Source organism: Pseudogracilibacillus sp. SO30301A, from assembly GCF_037072025.1.
Lineage (GTDB): Bacteria > Bacillota > Bacilli > Bacillales > Amphibacillaceae > Pseudogracilibacillus.
Map to the genome: position 1 here is coordinate 1 of NZ_JAXHDD010000050.1, position 18,083 is coordinate 18,083.

Annotated in this window: 15 protein-coding genes, 1 pseudogene and 1 riboswitch; of the genes and pseudogenes, 7 read left to right on the forward strand and 9 right to left on the reverse strand. The window is 35.3% G+C overall.

The annotated features are described in order from the left end of the window. Window positions 1–1,373: 1,373 nt before the first annotated feature. Complete coding sequence (locus tag SPD89_RS17665) at window positions 1,374–1,553, forward strand: hypothetical protein (RefSeq protein ID WP_336263271.1); 180 nt, start codon at window positions 1,374–1,376, stop codon at window positions 1,551–1,553. Between the two features lie 200 nt (window positions 1,554–1,753). On the opposite strand, the gene SPD89_RS17670 is transcribed toward SPD89_RS17665, so the two are convergent. Continuing rightward, window positions 1,754–3,043 (reverse strand): NCS2 family permease, encoded by a 1,290-nt coding sequence (locus SPD89_RS17670; RefSeq protein ID WP_336263272.1) that lies wholly within the window; start codon window positions 3,041–3,043, stop codon window positions 1,754–1,756. A gap of 107 nt (window positions 3,044–3,150) precedes the next feature. Continuing rightward, a riboswitch (purine riboswitch) is annotated at window positions 3,151–3,251 on the reverse strand. 549 nt (window positions 3,252–3,800) lie between these two features. On the opposite strand from SPD89_RS17670, the gene SPD89_RS17675 reads away from it, so the two are divergent. From SPD89_RS17675 to SPD89_RS17680, 3 genes are all read left to right on the forward strand, one after another. After that, window positions 3,801–4,409 (forward strand): 3'-5' exonuclease, encoded by a 609-nt coding sequence (locus tag SPD89_RS17675; RefSeq protein WP_336263273.1) that lies wholly within the window; start codon window positions 3,801–3,803, stop codon window positions 4,407–4,409. Between the two features lie 208 nt (window positions 4,410–4,617). After that, window positions 4,618–4,908, forward strand: coding sequence for a transposase (locus SPD89_RS23195; RefSeq protein ID WP_442961196.1), 291 nt, complete (start codon window positions 4,618–4,620; stop codon window positions 4,906–4,908). A gap of 601 nt (window positions 4,909–5,509) precedes the next feature. Continuing rightward, window positions 5,510–7,564 (forward strand): thioredoxin domain-containing protein, encoded by a 2,055-nt coding sequence (locus SPD89_RS17680; RefSeq protein ID WP_336263274.1) that lies wholly within the window; start codon window positions 5,510–5,512, stop codon window positions 7,562–7,564. A 66-nt stretch (window positions 7,565–7,630) separates the two neighbouring features. Here SPD89_RS17680 and SPD89_RS17685 read toward each other — a convergent pair whose 3' ends face one another. Further along, window positions 7,631–7,789: a hypothetical protein gene (locus SPD89_RS17685; RefSeq protein ID WP_336263275.1), complete on the reverse strand. Its 159-nt coding sequence runs from the start codon at window positions 7,787–7,789 to the stop codon at window positions 7,631–7,633. Between the two features lie 239 nt (window positions 7,790–8,028). Here SPD89_RS17685 and SPD89_RS17690 point away from each other — a divergent pair, with 239 nt between their 5' ends. Further along, a complete protein-coding gene (locus SPD89_RS17690) occupies window positions 8,029–8,823 on the forward strand; it encodes a TIGR00266 family protein (RefSeq protein WP_336263276.1) in 795 nt (264 codons plus the stop codon). Window positions 8,824–9,142: 319 nt separating this feature from the next. On the opposite strand, the gene SPD89_RS17695 is transcribed toward SPD89_RS17690, so the two are convergent. The 5 genes and pseudogenes from SPD89_RS17695 to SPD89_RS17710 all read right to left on the reverse strand — a co-directional run bounded on the left by SPD89_RS17695 (window position 9,143) and on the right by SPD89_RS17710 (window position 14,300). Then, window positions 9,143–10,504, reverse strand: a complete 1,362-nt coding sequence (locus tag SPD89_RS17695; protein ID WP_336263277.1) for a cyclic 2,3-diphosphoglycerate synthase — start codon at window positions 10,502–10,504, stop codon at window positions 9,143–9,145. Window positions 10,505–10,953: 449 nt separating this feature from the next. Beyond that, window positions 10,954–11,160: pseudogene (locus tag SPD89_RS23200) on the reverse strand (zinc ribbon domain-containing protein); the annotation flags it as partial. Further along, window positions 11,103–12,266 carry a formamidase gene (gene fmdA / locus SPD89_RS17700; protein WP_336263278.1) on the reverse strand — a complete coding sequence of 388 codons (1,164 nt, stop codon included), beginning with the start codon at window positions 12,264–12,266 and terminating at the stop codon, window positions 11,103–11,105. The gene fmdA and the pseudogene SPD89_RS23200, both read right to left, overlap by 58 nt. A gap of 747 nt (window positions 12,267–13,013) precedes the next feature. Next, window positions 13,014–13,904, reverse strand: coding sequence for an RluA family pseudouridine synthase (locus tag SPD89_RS17705; RefSeq protein WP_442961197.1), 891 nt, complete (start codon window positions 13,902–13,904; stop codon window positions 13,014–13,016). A gap of 66 nt (window positions 13,905–13,970) precedes the next feature. Then, the gene (locus tag SPD89_RS17710; RefSeq protein WP_336263280.1) at window positions 13,971–14,300 is read right to left on the reverse strand and encodes a hypothetical protein; all 330 of its coding nucleotides are present in this window, start codon (window positions 14,298–14,300) and stop codon (window positions 13,971–13,973) included. 210 nt (window positions 14,301–14,510) lie between these two features. On the opposite strand from SPD89_RS17710, the gene SPD89_RS17715 reads away from it, so the two are divergent. Together SPD89_RS17715 and SPD89_RS17720 are read left to right on the forward strand one after the other, a co-directional pair. Further along, the gene (locus SPD89_RS17715) at window positions 14,511–15,860 is read left to right on the forward strand and encodes an MFS transporter (RefSeq protein WP_336263281.1); all 1,350 of its coding nucleotides are present in this window, start codon (window positions 14,511–14,513) and stop codon (window positions 15,858–15,860) included. A gap of 186 nt (window positions 15,861–16,046) precedes the next feature. After that, window positions 16,047–16,871, forward strand: a complete 825-nt coding sequence (locus tag SPD89_RS17720) for an aldo/keto reductase (RefSeq protein ID WP_336263282.1) — start codon at window positions 16,047–16,049, stop codon at window positions 16,869–16,871. Window positions 16,872–16,925: 54 nt separating this feature from the next. On the opposite strand, the gene SPD89_RS17725 is transcribed toward SPD89_RS17720, so the two are convergent. Both SPD89_RS17725 and SPD89_RS17730 read right to left on the reverse strand, forming a co-directional pair. After that, the gene (locus SPD89_RS17725; protein ID WP_336263283.1) at window positions 16,926–17,114 is read right to left on the reverse strand and encodes a YjfB family protein; all 189 of its coding nucleotides are present in this window, start codon (window positions 17,112–17,114) and stop codon (window positions 16,926–16,928) included. A 96-nt stretch (window positions 17,115–17,210) separates the two neighbouring features. Further along, a complete protein-coding gene (locus SPD89_RS17730; protein WP_336263284.1) occupies window positions 17,211–17,990 on the reverse strand; it encodes a hypothetical protein in 780 nt (259 codons plus the stop codon). Window positions 17,991–18,083: the final 93 nt, after the last annotated feature.

Here is an 18,083-nt window from a genome sequence, read left to right on the forward strand (position 1 = left end):
AGCGATCCCCAATCCTGCGTTCCGCTTTAGGTTTGGGACATCGCAATTACCTCTTAAAAAGTTTCAAAAAAGTTTCAAATTAGCTATAAACTAGCACTTTATATTCGATTTAATGTAAAAAAACAAATATTTCCCTCCTTTTCGAGAAGAAGGGAAATTTATATTTCATAATATTAATTTATCAATTTTTTCTACAAGAGTTTCAATTTTCGGTTTACTAACTTGGGCATTTGCACCGACTGTCTCTCCTTTATGGAAGAAATCCTTCGTAATTAAAGAAGTGAAAATAATTACTGATTTATCTTATAAGCGTGCATCATCTTTTTTAACTCTCCCTGTTAAATGATGCCCATCCATTTGTGGAATTTCAATATCTAAAATTATAATATTGACCTCTTCTTTGGGATCGATTGCTTCATTATTTAGATAACCCTTCTAAATATTCCCATGCTTCTTTTCCATTTTCAAAAAAACGTAAGTTTTCATATCCTGCTTCTGTTAATGTATCTTGAAGCAGGTGCCTAACCATTTATGAATTTTCAGCGATAACGACTTGCAACTAATTAAAGCAAATTCATTACTGAAGACAATAAATTATACAGTGCCGTATGATTATTTCAAAATCTGTATATTTCAAAGCTAAGGTGGAAAAGTAAATTTAATCATAATTAACAAGGTGAAAAAGCCGTCAGTAAAAAAGGCAACGTATATATTTTCGTGATTTAATACTTTCAGATTCAAATTTTTCAAATCAATTTGTACAGTATTGGAAACAATACTCAAGATATAATACTTTGCAATTTTGGACTGTTCTTTTTGTTATTTCGTAAGTTGTTTTGTATATCTTTATTGACAGCCAGCATATTTTCTTGGTAGGATTTTTGGTTTTTCGGTTACGGCACAGCGACTTGGATTATCATGTTTACCCACTTATGCCCACAATAGTGTGGCAATCATACCAATATCAATGATGCTCATTTTTCAATGGACATATAAACATAACAAAAATTATTATCTTTATGCATTATTATTTGTGCGTGTTCAAAAAGGAGGATAAAAAGGAGCAAGAAGTCCGAGGCGGCGCAGTTCCCGTCAGCGGAATGTATGCATTTAGATACATGAGTAGCGGAAAAACAAGCCGACGAAGAAATTCGCAGTGTCATTTTTACCGGACTTTTTGAACATCCTCTATTAGCATTATTTTTTGCTTTTAACTTTAAACCAATTATTACTATTTTGGGTTTTTTCTATATATAGACCCCGACAAATACACGTTTTTATCCCTATCATATAGGGTAATATTTTTAATTGCATATTGGCTAAAAAAAGGTTTTCTCTGGCTACAAAAACAAGTTGAATCGGAGGTGGATACAGTGCCTAGAAGAGGAAGGGATGCTGGTCGAAAAACGACTCCGCAACCAGATGGTTTTAAAGAAGGAGTAATGAATGATCCTACTGGTGTACAATATGGGATTGAAGTTGGACACGAAAAAATTGTAAATCCTGCTGATATTGCTAAAATGACAAATGAAAAATCGGATCAAAAGAAGTAGGGCAGAAAACAGGAGTTAGATATTTGCCTTCTTGTCCTCATACTTCTGCAAGGGGAAAATTTGTTTTTGGTATCGGGAAGTAAATTAAATTCATACTTCGAAACCTAAAGAATTTCCGGCAATTTCTTTAGGTTTTTTATTTCTTCATTTTATATACTGTCGACCTCATTAAATGGAGTTATCGAAAAACTAAAAATATGCTATAAAACAAAATATAAAATAAATAATATACAAAGTACGTACATAATCGGATGTACGTCTTTAAAACGCTTTTGGGCAATTAGGGAAAGTGGGTAAAGGATAAAACCAAAAGCAATACCTGTTGCCACACTGGAGGATAAGGGCATCATTATAATTGTAATAAACGATGGAATCGCAATTTCTAATTTACTCCAGTTTATATTACTTACTTGCATTGCCATTAATGCTCCTACAACAATTAGCGCAGGTGCTGTAACTTCTGTAGTAATGACAGCAAGAATTGGCGAGAAAAATAATGCGATTGCAAAACAAGTAGCGATCACAACAGATGTAAATCCTGTTCTTCCCCCAACTGCAATTCCAGCAGAAGATTCTACACTCGTTGCAGGTGTAGATGTTCCAAGTACTGCACCAACTACACCAGCCGAAGAATCGGCAAAAAGCGCCTTACCGATATTCGGGATTTTATTGTCTTTCATCATTCCTGCTTGGCTTGTAAGTCCTATTAACGCACCAGCTGTGTCAAAAAATGCAACAAAGACAAACGTAAAAATAACTGCCAAAAGCTCAGGAGTAAAAATCCCAAATAAATTGGAGAACACAACGCCAAAAGTCGGTTCAAGACTAGGGATCTTTCCAATAATAGATGAAGGCTTATCGATTAACCCAAAAACCATCCCGATAAATGTTGTAATCACCATACCATAAAATATTCCTCCGTTAATTCCGATAACTAACATTAGAATTGTCACAACAAGTCCGATCACTGCTAGAGCCGTCATAGGAGATGTTAAATTTCCAATCGTTACAAATGTTGCTTCATCAGAAATAATAATCCTTGCATTTTTTAATCCAATAAAGGCAATAAAAAAACCTATCCCGGAAGCTATTGCATGTTTTAGATCCTCGGGAATAGCATTTATAATTTTTTCCCGAACCTTCATTAAACTTAATATCGTAAAAATAATTCCTGCAACAAAAACACCTGTTAAAGCTACCTCCCAATCGATCCCCATTCCAATACAAACGGAAAAAGTAAAAAATGAATTCAATCCCATACTTGGCGCAATGGCAATCGGGTAATTAGCAAGTAAACCAATTAATAATGAACCGATAATAGCGGTAAGTGCAGTCGCAGTGAATACAGCCCCTCTATCCATACCAGCTTGACTTAATATGAGCGGGTTTACAACTAATATATAAGAAATGGACAAAAAAGTTGTCAGACCAGCAAAAACTTCTCTTTTAAATGTAGTATCTCGTGCTGTAAATCCAAAAAAGTTTTTCATCATGATTAGCTCCTGTTTAATACTAGGTGAATTACCACTCTTAATAAAAAAACTTCGGCTCACTCCTAGCATGCCAAAGTTACTTAAAAAGGTACAGAAAAAGTAAAAATACTTTTTACATTCCATGTAGACAAGCTATTATTGGTAGCTGGTAGAAACATCCAAGCCATATTCCTGGACTTATACAAGTTATAGCTATTTTTTTAGACAATAGAAAAATATTAACAGTTTAAAAGGAACACGTCAATCCATACTGTTTAGGGACTCCTTTAAAAAAATCCTATATTAATCCCTTCTAGCTAGTCCAATGCCCAAGAATTTTAATGAATGTACATGATTATTTTCAAATGTCAGGTTTTGAATGCATCAAGTTTACTAACCTCTTTTTCACTTCACTTGGCAGTTCAAAGAATACTTTGAATTTAAGATTTAAAAACATTTAGATGGTTATACCAAAATAAATGATTATAACAGATTAATTTATTGATGGAGTTAAAGAGAATTATAAAAAGTTTGAGGTGTAATCAAAAATAGCTGAAACCTTCCTTTTAACAAATAATAGCATATTATTCTAACAATATGCTATTATAGTATGTAAGAATATACGTTCTTGTAAAGGGTGATTTAAAAGGAGCTGATCCAACAGGTCGGGATTAACCTCTAGAGGGCTCCTTTATATTCACATTATACACTTTTCTAGTACTAATTGAACATAGCTTGTTACGTTGTCCACAATTTATGAAAGGGGGTCTATTTTATGAGAAGGTGGGATAAGTTCAATTATATTGTAATTGATCTAGAAGGAACTGGCGGACAAGAAAAAGAAAAAGAAGACATACTTGAAGTGGCAGCTGTGCCGATAATAAATGGAGTTGTTGAACCAGATTGTTATTTTCACAGTCTTATTAATCCTAAACGGCCTATTCCTAAGTTACCATGGGTATATATAAAAGATGAAGATGTAAAGAACTCCCCAACTTTTGATGATATTAAATCAGATTTATTGGACTTTTTAAATGGCTCTATTCTTGTTGGTCATAATGTTAACGTAGATTGGAAGCTCTTAAAAAGAAAGTTCCCCACATATAATCCTATAATAATTGATACATTGAAATTATCACGTCGTCTTTATAGTAATCATCAAAGACATAGACTCGATGATCTTATTGATTACTTTAAATTAGGTGATTTGGTGAAGACAACAAAGCATATGAAAAGACATAGAGCCTTATACGATGCAACTATAACTGGTTTTATATTCACAAAAATTATAGAAGAAAAGGAGATTGGTGATATAAATTTAGATGATTTAGTCAGCCTGTGTGGTATTGCAACAAGGGAATATAAACAGGATTCATTATTTTAAATGGGTGGAATCAAGGCTCATCTGTACAAGAAAATATGCTTACGTTTCGCAAACAGGTAGAACTATCTTTTGCAAATCAATATATCATGATCCTGATACGGGTTACCCAAAAGAAATTTTGTATGTTGGAAAGTTGAAGCTTTACAAAAACCTTGTTTGAAAAGGCATAGAAAAGAAATGGTTCCGTGTATATGAAGGAACCAAAATTATTGAGTGGACAGAGATAGAACTTCAAGCACAAACATGGTCAAAGCCACGGTGCATTATTCTCATTCGAACGGCGGAGTCAAGTGATTTTGAAGAGCCATACTTGAGTGAAGAGTTTTTATGGGAATATCAAGCGCTCGTAACCAACATGAAAGATTCTAGAGATGTGATTTGGAGGTTTTATAACCACCGAGCAAGCATGGAGAATTACATTAAGGAATCTAAAAATGGGTTTGGGGCCGACCAGGTGTCAGGAGATGATTTTTACGCAAATTTTGCTGACTTTGGATAAAAATGATTGCTTACAATATTTACATTTTATTTTGCAAGGTGATTGCGATTGCTCACAATCAGTATACACAATAACAAGGATCAGAAGAACTTTTTTAGAAATTCCTGCAAAACTCGTTACACATGCAAGAAAATGAAATTAAGTGAACAGTTTTCATTTTCCAAGCTGGTTAAAAATGTTAAAATGTGTACATCAGCTGGAATAATAATTTCCAATTTTTTTTTTAATTAGCCCGTTTATGGGGAGGGGGAATTTATAATCTATATGAGATAAAACTAAAAATACATAACCCATGTTTGTAATTATTTGTTATTTAGTTGCGAAAGAACCTGTGGGTAACATTAGTTATCCACAGGTTGAAATACAGGTTGATAGTACTTTTGTATCTCTAACTGTAGAGTATCTCTCCTCTAATTTTACCATGGCATGAGTACTCCATTTATAAACATTTAACGAACTTTATCTTTTGCACTATTTTCTTTAGCCACAGGTAGAATGACGTGACCATAAAAATCACTTAATATTCAACCTAGTGTCTTTTTGTTTTATTCGGGTAAGCTACTTAATAAGATAATATCACTATAGAAAGAGGTTCATTTTTATGGTAGCAAATCAAAATAAATTAATAGATGAAAAATCACCATACCTTCTCCAACACGCTCATAACCCTGTAGCCTGGTATCCGTGGGGGGAAAAAGCATTTGAAAAAGCACAGTCCGAAAACAAACCAATCTTCCTTTCCATTGGATACTCAACTTGCCATTGGTGCCACGTGATGGTCCATGAATCGTTTGAGGATGAAGAGGTTGCGGAAGTTTTAAATGAACACTATATTTCCATTAAAGTAGATCGTGAAGAACGACCAGATATTGATAGTGTGTATATGAAAGTTTGTCAAATGATGACTGGACATGGCGGTTGGCCGCTAACAATCATAATGACTCCAGACAAAATTCCGTTTTATGCTGGTACGTATTTTCCGAAAGAAAGTAAGCATGAACTGCCCGGAATGATAGAAATGTTGACTGGATTATATAATAAATATACGGAAGACCCTGATCATATTACTGATGTTACAAAGAGTGTTACCGAAGCACTCCGAGAGTCTATTCAGGAAAAAAGTAATAGTCGACTAACTAAGATGTCGATTCAAGAAGCATTCCAGCAGCTTAGTCAAAAATTCGACAATGAGTTCGGAGGATTTGGTAGGGCACCTAAGTTTCCTCAACCGCAAAATTTGCTATATTTACTTACGTACAATTCGTTTTATGACAATTCCCATGCTTTAGAAATCGTTGAAACAACATGTAAAGCAATGGCTGAAGGTGGTATTTTCGATCAAATAGGTTTTGGGTTTTCCCGTTATTCCACGGATGAGGCGTGGCTTGTACCGCATTTTGAAAAAATGCTTTATGACAATGCATTATTATTACTTCTCTATACAGAATGTTACCAAACGACAAAAAATCCCTTTTATAAAAAAATTGCCACCCAAATCATCGACTTTATTTCCCGGGAAATGACATCGAAAGAGGGAGCTTTTTATTCAGCAATCGACGCAGACTCGGAAGGCGTCGAAGGAAAATATTATGTATGGAAATATGAAGAAATTTTTGATGTGTTAGGTGAGGAGCTTGGTGAGCTTTATGCAACCGTCTATCATCTAACCCCTTATGGAAATTTTGAAGGTAAAAACATTCCAAATTTAATTTATAATAATAAGAAAGATACGGCGGCAGAAAATGAACTTAGTCTAGAGGAGCTCGATTTTAAATTAGAAAACGCCAGAAAAAAATTGCTCGAACACAGAGAAAAACGAATCTACCCTCATGTCGATGATAAGGTATTAACTGCTTGGAATAGTATGATGATCGCCGCCCTAGCGCGTGCCGGAAAAGTATTTAAAGAAATTAAATACATTCAGATAGCAGAAAGAGCTATTCACTTTATCGAGGTAAAACTTTATAAAAAAGAACGGTTAATGGCACGATACCGCGAGGAGGAAACGAAATTCAAGGCATATCTTGATGATTACGCCTTTTTAGTCTGGGCATATGTGGAACTTTATGAAGCGACATATGAATTAGAATATATACAAAAAGCAAAAAACGTAACGGATGATATGCTTGATCTTTTTTGGGACAATAAGCACGGAGGATTTTATCAAACCGGATCAGACAGTGAACAGTTAATTGCTCGTGAAAAAGAAATATTTGATGGAGCGCTTCCTTCTGGAAACGGTGTCGCTGCAAACATGCTTGTCATACTTAGTTCTTTAACTGGAGATACAAAATACTTAGATAAATGCGAAGAAATGTATCATACCTTTTATGAAGACTTACACCAGTATACCTCGGCTGGAGCGTTTTTTATAAAAAGTTTACTGTTAACGGAAAACCCTACAAAAGAAGTGGTTATTATTGGCTCAAAAAACGATCCGATTCGTCAACAATTACTCGAAAGTTTGCAAGAAGAATATTTACCTGCGACGTCACTCCTAGTTGCAGAGCGTGCGGAAGATTTTACAAAAGTAGCCCCATTTGCCGCTCAGTATAAACAGTTGGAAAATAAAACTACCGTTTATGTATGTGAAAATTTTTCTTGCCAAGCACCGACAACAAATTTACAAGAAGCAATGAGCAAAATTAAATATTAAAACCCCATTCCTTGTTAGGACGGGGTTTTAGTTTACTTTGGGTTAGCGTATGCGACATCTTCCTGCTTAATGGATAATTCTTTCATAATAGCCACAAAACTCACTACATACCCAAGCAGGGACTATTATTTCTTGTTGTAATGAGCCATCCGATAGCTCCGAAATTTCTTCCCAAGCATCTTCAATCATTTCAGCTTGGCATTTTGGACAATATGTTAGTTTCATTAGTTATCACCTTTCTTAAATAAGATAAGACGTTTTTGATATAAATTTAATCAATATGTAGAGAACGCTTAAATGGATTGATTGTTCTAGCATGACCCCTACTTACAAAATGATATAACAATCATAGCATCTTTCCCTACTTTTTTACTAAATAAATAATAAAAATTTTATTAAGTATTTCTTATTTGTGAAAAAATCTATATAATTATCTTATAATTTTTCAATTAGGGGATGAATCGATGAATAATCACGAAATTGATTACAAATTGTTCGGGGATGACATGCAGTTTGTTGAGATTGAGCTAGATCCAGAAGAGACAGTAATCGCTGAAGCAGGCAGCTTAATGATGATGGACGAGCAAATTAGAATGGAAACGATTTTTGGTGACGGATCATCGAAGCAAAATGGCTTTATGGATAAACTTATCGGTGCTGGAAAACGTGTATTGACTGGGGAAAGTTTATTTATGACAACTTTTACGAATGAAGGAGTCGGCAAAAAGCATGTATCTTTTGCCTCACCATACCCAGGAAAAATCATTCCAGTCGATTTAAGTCAAATTAACGGTAAACTAATTTGTCAAAAAGATGCATTTTTAGCTGCAGCAAAAGGCGTTTCTGTCGGCATTGAATTTCAACGTAAAATTGGCACAGGCTTCTTCGGTGGTGAAGGATTTATTATGCAAAAACTGCAAGGAGATGGTATGGCATTTATCCATGCCGGCGGAACAATTCATAAAAGACAACTGGAAGCTGGTGAAACTTTAAAAGTTGACACAGGATGTCTTGTGTCAATGACAGGCGGCGTTGAATATGATATTGAATTTGTAAAAGGAATTAAAACAGCTTTATTTGGTGGGGAAGGGTTATTCTTTGCAACTTTACGTGGCCCGGGAACCGTTTGGGTACAGTCCCTGCCATTTAGTCGTCTTGCAAGCAGAGTGTTCGCCGCAGCACCTGAGCGCGGTGGTTCTAAAGGTGAAGGAAGTATTGCCGGAGGATTGTTTGACATATTAGGTGGGGACAGAAAGTAATTAGATTTTTTAGTTGAGTGTATCTTAGAAAAGTGGATATACTCTTTTATTTTGTGGATGCAGATTACAAGTGATGATTTAAGTAACCTTATGACGACAAGTTATATGAGTTAGGGAGTGCAAGAATTTCTCGCGTGACCTTACGAGGAATGATTACACGATTTGGGGAATGCGAGAAATACCTCACGTACCTTGCGATATTAGATTATACATTTTGGAGAAGCGAGAACATCTCACATTACTCAGCGAGCACAAATTGTTCCATTAAAGTAAAAATGCCACCTTCATCATGAAAGTGGCTTCTTATATTTTTATTCAATTAACTTTGTTTTGCAAATTCTTTTTTAAGTCCATGTTTTTCTACAAAATCATTCAAAATGTCCTTCAAGTTCGGATCTCCAACTTCATCCAAGTCATAATGAACTCTTGTAGTTGGTTTATTAATCTTGATCACTCTTGTTAAGTCAATCGGCGTTCCGATAATCACCGCATCACAAGCTGTTTTATTGATTGTTTCTTCTAAGTCTTTTAATTGTTGTTCACCGTACCCCATCGCAGGAAGTACATTACCAATATGAATATATTTTTCAAATGTTTTCTTAATAGATCCGACGGCAAACGAACGTGGATCAACCGATTCTGCCGCTTTTAGACGCTCAGCAGCAACCGTTCCCGCTCCAATATTCATTTCACCATGGGTAAGAGTCGGTCCATCTTCCACAATGAGCACTTTTTTTCCTTTAATAATATCAGGATTATCAACGGTAATGGTTGATTCGGCTTTAATAATCGTACTTTCCGGACTCACAGACTTAATATTATTTTCGACAATTTCAATCGCTGTTTTTTCTGCGCTGTCGATTTTATTAATAATGGATACATCCGTTGTTCTTAAAGTGACCTCACCTGGATAATATTTCAGCTCGTGGCCAGGACGATGAGGGTCTAATACTGTTACTGCAAGATCCGGCTCATAGAATGAAAAGTCATTATTTCCACCGTCCCAAAGAATGACATCACAACCGTCTGGATCATTTTCAACTGATTCTAAAATATCAGCATAATCGACACCTGCATACACGATATTTCCTCGTTCAACATGCGGCTCATATTCTTCCATCTCTTCGATCGTACATTTATGTTCTTTCAAATCTTCCACTGTCGCAAAACGTTGCACACGCTGCGCATTTAAATCACCATAAGGCATTGGGTGTCTAACTGCGATAACCTTGATTCCTTGTTCCAATAAAGTTTCGATAATTTTACGTGATGTTTGACTTTTTCCAGTTCCAGTTCTCACCGCACAAACAGAAATCACTGGTTTATTACTTTTTATCATCGTCTTTTTCGGTCCAAGTAATGTAAAATCCGCACCAGCGGCGTTTACGATCGCGCTCACGCTCATCACATCTTCATAATGTACGTCACTATATGCAAAAACACATTCATCAACATCTAATTCCTTAATTAATTCTGGCAGTTCATCTTGTGAATAAATCGGAATTCCTTCTGGATAAAGCTTTCCAGCTAGTTCGCTAGGATATTTACGACCATCTATATCAGGAATTTGTGTAGCTGTAAAAGCTACTACATTAAATTCTTCGTTATCTCTGTAATAAGTATTAAAATTATGAAAATCTCTTCCTGCAGCACCAATAATGATAATATTTTTCTTTTCCACTGCCATCTCTCCTACAAATTAAAAATCGTTAGTACTTATTATACATAAATATGCATAAAAATACAATGATGAAATTTAATTTTTTATAAGAAATTTTGAAAGAGTATGGAACAGTTTTATTTGTTACAGTTTTTAACATCATGGATAAAGAGATAGATATTTGATTTAAAAAAGGGAATGTTTAAATGTGAATCTTTAACTCTAATTTCTCATTCAGCCCGCAGGAGTAGATTACCGCCGTCAATCCGCCGCTTCTCACATATTATACCGAAAAAAAACGCCTACCTCACTGATAGGCGCCTGACCAATTAATGTCCCGCTTGCCATGGTCTGGTTATTCGTGGCTTGGCTTTTTTTAATGGTGTTTTAGGCATATCTTCTCTTTTAACAAGTTTTGGTTCCATCCCTTCTTCTATTGTTCGCTTCAAGGCGCTACTCATACGAAAGGTAATCGGGGGCATAAACACTCGTTTTGCTATCGCGTTACACTCCGGACAGCTGGATTCTTGTTTGTTCCCTCTCGTGCTTTGATGCCATTCAGTAAAATGGCCGCACGTTTTGCAGGAAAAAGTATAATTAGCCACTTTAAACCCCTCCACTATTTCGGTAATATATCTTTTTTGAAGATCGCTTTTGGAATTCCGATAGTTGCGCATGAATTTGGAATATCTACAACACTAGCTAGATTTGCTTGTACTGGAGCAGAACTTAAGAGCATATATGCTTGTTCGCCTGTATATCCTAATGTTTTTAAATATTCAATTGCATTTAAACAGGCATTTTTAAACGCTACATTTGCATCTAAATACGTTTGTTGTCCGTTTTCTTTAACTGAAACTCCTTGGAAAACAAGGAATTCATTATAATCTGGACTTACTGGTCCTGGCTCGTATACAGGATTTTTCTTAATATTATATTTTGCCATTCCACCTTTAATGACATCGACACGAAGTTCAATGAATCCGGACATTTCAATTGCACCACAGAATGTAATTTCTCCGTCTCCCTGTGAAAAATGCAGATCCCCTACCGATAATTTAGCCCCATCAACAAATACTGGGAAATATGTCCGTGATCCTTTCGAGAGGTCTTTGATATCACAGTTTCCACCATTCTCTCTAGGCGGAACCGTTCTAGCTCCTTCTCTTGCAACCCGATCAAAATCTTCCCCCTTTAAACTACCGAGCACAACATGCTCTGCTGTCGGAAGTGGTGCTAATGGCGGTACACGTTCAGGATCTGTATCGAATAACTCTTTTTCACGGTGGTTCCATTCATCAAGCAGTTCCTGTGAAGGTGCAACCCCCATTAGTCCTGGATGCATGACTCCTGCAAATTCTACTCCCGGCACATGACGTGATGTTGTATAAATTCCATGGAAATCCCAAATTGACTTTGCAGCTTCTGGGAAATGGTCTACTAAAAATCCACCACCATTTTCCTTAGCAAAAATTCCATTATGCCCCCACGGCTCAAGCGGTCCTATATCTAAAATATCTACAACAAGTAGATCACCCGGCTCGCAACCATTTACATGGACTGGTCCACTAAGTACATGCACCCGTTCTAAATTTACCATAGCAACATCAGAAGGATCATCATTATTTTTTATTTGACCATCCGTCCACTCAATACATTCCAACCGAAATGATCCACCTGGTTCTACTGAAAACACGGCGGGGATATCCGGATGCCATCTGTTATGCCCAACAACATCTTGCTCATCCATGCGCTTTGTCAAATCTACTTTAAACTCTTTCATTCTTCTCGTATCTCCCTTAATATATTTATAAAATAACCAACATGTAATAACAAACCTTTTGTGAAATGTTGAGCAAAGAGTAATGTGTAAACATGCTGGATACCTTTATACAAATAGAAAAAATATAATGAGACTGTATTTACTCTGTTGGTACATGTTATGCACGTTGGACAAGGAATATTACTGAATTTTAAGGGGTAAGTAAATAATAAACCATGCTATCATCTTGATTATGCGGAAATGTCGAATGCCGTAAATACAGTACAGTTATTAATCCACTATTTCATTACTTTACACCTATGAAAAGTAAATAGATATAAGTCCATGTCAGGGTTAGAAATGTCAATTTATTAAACGGAATTGTATGACACAGCAATGGAAGACGAAAATTAAACTAATATATTAAAATAATTCAAAAAACCTTTCAGATTGCTAAATATCTACAACCTGAAAGGTATGTATTGCTTAGTCTTCCTAAACAAACAATAAAACTAAAATAAAGTCTTAGTGAATTTCCTAATCGAATAAGTAGAAGTGACTTACTCTTAACGTCTCACGCCTCCAAATAAGGAGGAAGTAGCTTTCAGTCCTTTTATAGTAAAGTAAATTCATGCTAATTCTTTTTCAATAAATTTTTTCGATGGAAAATGATCTTTGCAGAAAGTGAAGTGATAAGTAATTTAATTTCTAAAAATTTTATCCTAACAATAACAAAACCACCATATCGCTAAGTGGTTGTAGAAAATGTTATTTAGATTGTAACCAAAATACTTTAGGCGCCGGGCTTTTAAATGTAAGCAGCTCACCAGTAGTTGGATGGATAAAAGATAACGTATGCGCGTGTAAACCAAGTCTCCGGATCGCATTTGTTTTTGCACCATATTTTTTATCACCGACAACGGGATGTCCGAGATCATGCATATGTACGCGGATTTGATTTTTCCTGCCTGTGTCCAGATGTACTTCAAGCAATGAAAAGTTATCATTCGTTTGCAGCACTTTATAATGTGTTTTTGCGAATTGTCCATCGTCTTTAGTTGGACTCGAATACATACGATGCGTCTTCGTCTCTTTTAGCCATGAAGTTATTGTGCCGGATTGTTTTTTAACTTTCCCCTCAACTAAAGCAAGATATGCCCGTTCTTTTACAAACTTCTGCCAGCTATCGTGCAGTTTCCGTTTCGCCTGCTCATTTTTAGCAAACATCATGACACCAGATGTATCCTGATCTAATCGGTGGACAATAAAAACTCTGTTTCTTGGATGCTGTTTCCAAACATAATTCATTAACTGATAATGAGCAGTTCTTCGTTTTTCCCTTTTATTAGCGATAGTTAGTAATCCTGCTTCTTTATTAACGACAATAAGATCGTCATCCTCAAATAAAATGGATAAACCAATTAAGGCTCCCTCGCGTCTTGCCACTTTATTCGGCAAAATAGATACAGTTTGCCCAGGGTGCAGCTCATACTTATAATACGTTTCGATGTGGTCATCTACAGATACTTGTCCCCGTTCAAGGATCGATTTTACTGAATTACGCCCACGGTTTGGCATTGCTTCTAATAAAAAAGGCAAAAGTGTAGTTGGCTGTTTAACTGTATAATGATGAGATTGATTCGCTCTATGTCTTTGAATGTTAGACAATTTATTTCTCCTTTTTACATTGCTTTATTACTTCAATTTCTCTTGGATTTCAGCAATTTATCCGTCATGTACATTTGCTTTATAAGATAACTTTTGTATAACAAATTCATGTGTATCTGATCTGGCTTCTAACCGTTTAAAATAGCTTTTACTTTCAGATGTGAGATTATCCACTTTTAGCTCAAGTGTATCAAAACGTTTGTCAACTTGCTCGAAACGCTTATCAACTTCGTCAAACCGACGATTCATATCTGACTTCAAATCCTTCATATCTAACTTTAGATCATTCATCTCTGTATTCACATTACCTATTCCAGATTTCAAACCAGTAACTTCAGTAGTCAACCCTTTTATCATTTCCAACATAGTATCCATTTTTTTCTCCATCAAATCACCCTCCCTTGATCGGTAAGCTTTTTTCGTCTAATCTTACAGTAATTATAACATACCAGCATGTGCATCTTGTTGATCTGTTTTTATTATACAAAAAACCATTATACATACAAGTGTTCCTTTCTTTATTTTTCTAAATACGTTTAGAATTTGTTAAACTGTAGCATAGTAACTAAGATTTGACAAAAATGATCAGGTGATTTGATGAAAAAAACGACTCATAACCAATGGATATTATTATTAACAATTGGGCTTGGAACATTACTTAATCCTTTGAACTCTTCGATGATTTCTGTTGCCTTAACACAGATGCAGCGAGATTTTGCATTAACGTTTGCTGATGCATCGTGGCTCATCTCTATATTTTACCTTGCTAGCTCAGCTGGACAGCCAGTGATGGGAAAACTTAGTGATATGTTCGGGGCAAAACGGATTTTCATGGGTGGACTTATCCTTGTTGTCATTTCCTGTCTGCTTGCACCGTTTTCACCGAATTATGGATTTTTACTTGGCTGCCGTGCACTGCAAGCAATTGGAAGTTCTACCTTATATCCGAGTGGAATGAGTATGATCAGAGCCCATATTACAAAAAACCAAGCTCGAGCAATCGGTGTAATTAGTATCTTCTCCTCAACATCAGCAGCTTTTGGACCGACAATTGGTGGACTACTCGTAGCAAATTGGAACTGGCCGGCTATTTTTCTAATTAATATTCCGATTATTATCATTTCATTTTTAATGGCGATTTTCGTTCTGCCAAAATCAAGTAAAGTAAATATCAATTTTAAACGAATTGATTTTATCGGTATATCACTATTTATTATTTCTATTTTAGGATTGATATTATTCTTGCTTTCACTAACGGAGGATATTCGCTGGTGGGCATTATTAGTTTTTCTTGCATTCAGCATACTTTTCTACTTTTTCGAAAAGAAGAAAACAGAACCGTTTATCGATGTGGAAGCACTTCGAAAAAACAAAAACGTAAATTTAGTTTATCTATTATTTATGTTAATTAACGCTGTTTACTATAATTATTTCTTTGGAATCCCGACGCTACTGCAACAAGTACGCGGATATAGCGAAGAACATACTGGATTTATTATGCTTGCTCTAGCAGGTTTTAGCGTTATTGCTACACCAATTGCTGGAAGATTGATTGACAAAAAGGGCTCCAAGCCAGCCGCTATAACAGGAGCAGTTTTTCTGCTTATCGGAACAGCTCTTTTATTAACGTATCATGAAACATCCATGCTATTTTGGCTCATCATCATTATGGCGCTTCTCGGTGTTAGTAACGGATTTAACAACATATCCGCACAAACCGCATTATATGAACATGTTGATGAAAAAGCTACTGGTTCTGCCTCTGGGCTTTTTCAAACAAGTCGTTACTTAGGTGCAATTTTATCTGGAAGTTTTCTCGGGATGGCATTTACTGGGCATCTCGATATTGCTCATTTTCACTTAGTTGCCATCGTTTCCTTTATCGTGTGCATCATGATCGTTGGTTTAACTTTAAAATTACCGAAAAAAGAAAAGAATAGAGGATAATTAAAACATCCCGTTTACTTTACCTTGATAAAGGAAAACTTGGGATGAGATTAGGTAAAGGTGTGTTTCACCGACTCAAAAAAATTCATAAGGAGGAACTGTCTTCCTGCCAAGTCTAATATTTTGATTATGATTCAGTTAATTCGTTATCATTATAAATATAAAATAATAAAAGGAAGTGAATTTATGGATTTTGTAACGTTAAACAATGGTCTTTGTATGCCTCAACTCGGTTACGGTGTATGGCAAGTACCGAATGAAGAAGCAACTCCGGCTGTTAAACAAGCATTAAATGCAGGGTACCGTTCAATTGATACAGCAACAATATACGGTAATGAAAGTGGTGTTGGTGAAGCACTTGCTGCCAGTGATGTTTCACGGGAAGATTTATTTATAACAACAAAAGTATGGAATGCCGATCAAGGCTATGACAATACATTAAAAGCTTTCGACACGAGTCTTGAAAAACTCGGTCTCGATTATGTTGACCTATATTTAATTCACTGGCCAACCCCATTGTATGATACATATGTTGAAACATACAAAGCATTAGAAAAATTATATAAAGATGGTCGCACAAAAGCGATCGGCGTTTGTAACTTTGATATTGATCATTTACAACGAATCTTGGATGTGTGTACGGTCATCCCTGCTGTTAATCAAGTAGAATGTCATCCATATTTACAACAGAAGGAATTAAAGAAATTTTGCGAAGAACATAATATTTTGTTAGAAGCATACAGCCCATTAATGAATGGGAAAACTGTATTGCAAGATGAAATCATTAAAAAATTAGCGATCAAATATGAAAAAACACCGGCTCAAATTATTTTGCGATGGCATTTGCAATCTAACTCTATCGTGATCCCAAAGACGGTAACCCCTTCCCGAATGGAAGAAAATATAAATGTATTTGATTTCGAATTAAGTGAAGCTGATATGGAACAAATTGCCGAATTAGACCGAAATGAACGGATTAATTCAGTCCCAAGCGAAATGAACGTTCGATAAAAATGTAAAAAAAGTGAAAGAATAACATATGCTATTCTTTCACTTTCCAAAAATTCATCCTTTTAGATCAATCTTTCCACCTAGATACGGATGCGGAGCTGCTGGACTAGATTGATTCATCATTTCAATTAGCGCAGCCCCATTCATTTCTGCAGTAGACATGGCGTTTTTCATAACAGCAAGACTCGCCTGCTGTTTTACTTGTGATTGATTCATCACAACCGATAGTGCCGCAATATCCACGAAAACCCTCCTAACAATAAAATTCCCTTCATATACTATATCGGTTCATAACCATTTTATTTAAAATCAAATGAAAAAATCTACTTTTTCATGACCTTATTGTCCTTCCTCTTTCTTCATATAAAATATGATTTCTAAAATCTCCTTAGCATTTTCAAGTTTGTTAATCTCTTCTACAAAAATCGCCTTTTCTATGTTAGATAGTTTTAAATTAGTTTCGAAAAACCTAAACAATAAAACATTTTTCTCCATATCTAATTTAAGTCTCGCTAGTATCTTAAAAAATGATAGCTTAACTTTAACCTTTTCATTTTCGGCATATTTCATTTTACTGAGAAAAGCAGCAGCTACTGGATTATCTGTTTTTATTAACTTACGCCAGTTTTGTTTTCGTAAATATAGAGAGAAATAATTAAAATATAGTACTTCTAAATCCGAAATCGGTATATTACATTTATTTCTACCCAAATACGACTCATAGTTATAAATTGTAATAGAGAAACTAAGTTTATCAATTTTATGCAAATTGTTAAACATTCTAAATTGAAAGTCAAGCGGATAATAACTTGTTGGCCCAACGCAGACAACTACCAGCGTATCGTTTTTTTTCCATTTTACATTGGCAAAAAGAGATACTACACGCTTGCTACAATCATTAGTTTCAGTGAACATTTTTTCCGGCAAAAACGTAACATGCTCAAAATTAATTTGGTTATGGATATCAGGAAAAAACACTTCTAAAAATTCTGCAAAAAACACCTTAATTAGTTTTGTAAATAATTGGTCTTGCTTCAAATAGTGCGGAGGTTCTTCCCTTATGAGAAATGTTCGTTGTGGAGTTTGCGAAATTAATTTTGGCAATGTAGTTAACGTCATAGTAACACACCCTTAATAATAATGGATGATCATCTTGATGAAGTTCTACTCCTATTGTACTATAAAAAAGCATTACGAACAAGTGTTTGTGAC

What these genes read in the sequence shown, in the direction of transcription:
- SPD89_RS17670 (WP_336263272.1), bottom strand. Translation starts at nt 3,043, where the DNA reads ATGAAAAACTTTTTTGGATTTACAGCACGAGATACTACATTTAAAAGA.
- SPD89_RS17675 (WP_336263273.1), top strand. Translation starts at nt 3,801, where the DNA reads ATGAGAAGGTGGGATAAGTTCAATTATATTGTAATTGATCTAGAAGGA.
- SPD89_RS17680 (WP_336263274.1), top strand. Translation starts at nt 5,510, where the DNA reads ATGGTAGCAAATCAAAATAAATTAATAGATGAAAAATCACCATACCTT.
- SPD89_RS17685 (WP_336263275.1), bottom strand. Translation starts at nt 7,789, where the DNA reads ATGAAACTAACATATTGTCCAAAATGCCAAGCTGAAATGATTGAAGAT.
- SPD89_RS17690 (WP_336263276.1), top strand. Translation starts at nt 8,029, where the DNA reads ATGAATAATCACGAAATTGATTACAAATTGTTCGGGGATGACATGCAG.
- fmdA (WP_336263278.1), bottom strand. Translation starts at nt 12,266, where the DNA reads ATGAAAGAGTTTAAAGTAGATTTGACAAAGCGCATGGATGAGCAAGAT.
- SPD89_RS17710 (WP_336263280.1), bottom strand. Translation starts at nt 14,300, where the DNA reads ATGGAGAAAAAAATGGATACTATGTTGGAAATGATAAAAGGGTTGACT.
- SPD89_RS17715 (WP_336263281.1), top strand. Translation starts at nt 14,511, where the DNA reads ATGAAAAAAACGACTCATAACCAATGGATATTATTATTAACAATTGGG.
- SPD89_RS17720 (WP_336263282.1), top strand. Translation starts at nt 16,047, where the DNA reads ATGGATTTTGTAACGTTAAACAATGGTCTTTGTATGCCTCAACTCGGT.
- SPD89_RS17730 (WP_336263284.1), bottom strand. Translation starts at nt 17,990, where the DNA reads ATGACGTTAACTACATTGCCAAAATTAATTTCGCAAACTCCACAACGA.